Origin of the sequence: Sphingomonas sp. LH128, assembly GCF_000293195.2 — a bacterium.
GTDB lineage: Bacteria > Pseudomonadota > Alphaproteobacteria > Sphingomonadales > Sphingomonadaceae > Novosphingobium > Novosphingobium resinovorum_A.
The window spans coordinates 1-2,339 of sequence record NZ_ALVC01000302.1 but is presented as its reverse complement, the minus strand read 5'-3'; the positions used below and the strand labels follow the sequence as shown (position 1 = coordinate 2,339).

4 protein-coding genes are annotated in these 2,339 nt (G+C 62.9%); all 4 read right to left on the bottom strand.

All coding sequences use genetic code 11. From position 1 onward, the window contains the following. Window positions 1–100: 100 nt before the first annotated feature. Window positions 101–358, bottom strand: coding sequence for a hypothetical protein (locus LH128_RS21990; RefSeq protein ID WP_008831892.1), 258 nt, complete (start codon window positions 356–358; stop codon window positions 101–103). Between the two features lie 256 nt (window positions 359–614). Continuing rightward, window positions 615–1,235 (bottom strand): DUF6884 domain-containing protein, encoded by a 621-nt coding sequence (locus tag LH128_RS21985; RefSeq protein WP_030541642.1) that lies wholly within the window; start codon window positions 1,233–1,235, stop codon window positions 615–617. A gap of 11 nt (window positions 1,236–1,246) precedes the next feature. Continuing rightward, complete coding sequence (locus LH128_RS21980; protein WP_008831890.1) at window positions 1,247–2,056, bottom strand: hypothetical protein; 810 nt, start codon at window positions 2,054–2,056, stop codon at window positions 1,247–1,249. Then, window positions 2,053–2,339, bottom strand: a 287-nt coding sequence (locus LH128_RS21975) for a hypothetical protein (protein ID WP_008831889.1), incomplete at its 5' end; no start/stop codon positions are given. The genes LH128_RS21980 and LH128_RS21975, both read right to left, overlap by 4 nt.

Genomic DNA, 2,339 nt, shown 5'->3' with positions numbered 1-2,339 from the left:
GGGAACCGCCGATCCTTGATGCGGCCTGGTGCAGCCCTCATGCTAGGAAGACACTGACGGGGGGATTTAACAAACTAACGCCCGCCCATCGAGCGGACCTTCACCCTGCGCCGTCTCGCGCCCGAACGATCGCGCTGTATTCCAGCAGCGTTTGCCGGACATTCTCATCATCCACCACATTGAGCGCATGGCCGGTGGCCGATGCCTGATCCGTCCGCATTTCGAGCCAAGCGATCCGCGCCGCGTTCGGCGCTACGCAACCATGCTCGAGCGCGATCTGCTCACTGTAACCGGCGATAACGTCGTTGATGGCCTCAAGGGCCGCCTCATAGGCGATGGCCTGATCTTGGGTCCACAAGGGCGCTGTCGGTGAGAGGGCAGTCACCTTGCCATATAGAGAGGGCAACTGGTCTCCCGGCAAGCGCAAACTACGCCATTTGCGCTTGCCGAGAGTGGGCGGCCCTACCGGGGGGCTTGGGCCGTTGCTGGGCCTATAATCCTCAAACTCACAACGCCAAATGGCGTTGGATAGATTGAAAGGGCGGCGCGACAAACAGATGCCCCCTCGAAGCGCATCGTGCGAAGTTGCGCATGGACCGCGACAATTCTCGCTCTCAGTTGTCGCTCAACCAAGCGAGCTGCTGACCGATTCCAAGCCCCTCCATCGGAACCGATGCGCGCCGTTCGATCTGCGGCCAAAGGGGATCGCGATAGTTGCGGCCTGCGAGAACGATCAGCGGCGCGGCGGCGTCGATCTGCTCGGCCATTGCTTCGATCACGCGCGCGCCCCAAAGGCGGCGCGCGCCTGCCTTCATCGCGCCTAGCGTTTCGTCATAGGGCGCGATGACGGTTTCCGGGGCGATCAGGCCATGCTTTGCTGACAGGATGAACCATGCGCCGCCCTGTCGTTCGACATAGGCACGGGCCTTCTGGAACCATGGCGATGCGTAAAGATCGCGCGCCGGGGCGGGGCGGTCCAGCTTCGCAGCAACGCAAGCGACAAGGAAAACCGGAGACGGGGACGGGGGAGGGTCGATGACAGACGGCGGCGCTGCCTCAAGATCGGCAATGACGGTGCAGCGGCCCCATTTCTGCAATTGGCGCTGCCATCCTTTCGGCGGTCCTTGGCGCTCGGCAACGTGGCTAAGGGTCGGTCCACCGAACAAGTCGGGTTGCTCCCCGATGCGCTGCACCGGGGGAACGTAGCGAGGTTCGCGGATGCAATGGCGGGCCATGCTCGATCCCCTCAAAAGGCGAAAGCGGTCTGGCCGCTCGCCTCGGTAAAGCTGGCGCTATCGCCTGCCGCGTAACGGTCGCGGCCCATGGGGGACCATTGCAGATGCCCGGAACGGTCATAGGAAAACCAACCATCCTCGATCCCGATGATGAAAGACCATGCCTTATCCTCGGCGCAAGGTCCGTGAAGATTGATCGGCCAATGCTCGGCCCCGCGTTCCTGCTGGCAGGGAGACGGCGCGGAAAAGCTGCGAAGCAACGCGGCGCGGTCGGTCGGCTCGGTAGCTCCCATTTCCCGCATGATCTGGCGGGCCTCGACGGTGCTGATGTGGCCGCTCGCCTTCCTGTCGGCGTGGTCCGAATAGCGAAGGCCATAGACAACGGCATTGAAGATATTGCGCGGCTCGGTGAACTCCTGCGTGGCGAGCAATTCGCGCCATTTCCCGGCGCTGATAAGGTCCACCGCATGATGCCAGAGCGAATGAACGCGGTTGCTGTAGCCGTGGCGGTTCGTCACGCCATCGCGGGCGATCTCGATCCCTAGCGCACGCTCGACGTGTTGCACGAAAGGATGGGCGGCAAGCAAAGGATGGCGAAGGCCGATCTTGCGCGGCTCGTCCTGCTCTGCGCGGATGACCTCGATGGGGAACTGAAACAGGCGCGACGGCAGATTCCACGGCGCGGAAAGGGGAAAGTCGCGGGGCACATCAAGCGCCCCGTTAATGTCCAGCACAAAGCCGTTTGGCGCGAAGCCTGCGGCAATGATCTGGTCGCCCAGCTGGTCGGCCTGCGCGGTGCGTATCGCGGCGGCGGCGCTCATGCGCTCAACTCCGCATAGGTGGCGCTGCACTCGTAGCGGATCGCATCGCCATCCCACATAGGACCGCAAACGCCCTTGAATTTCGGTGCGCCCTGCAACTCAGGCCGCTGGCTCGGATTGCTGTCGTAACCGCTGCATTGAAGCCCCTCGACCGCTGCCCGGCTGACGATGGTTTCAAAGGTCGCGCCCTCGATCTCGATCCGGTCAAAGTCCTGCTCGGTCTGGCGGTAGATACGGATTTTCATGGGCTTTCCCTTCCTAATTGAGCCGAAGGCGATGACGG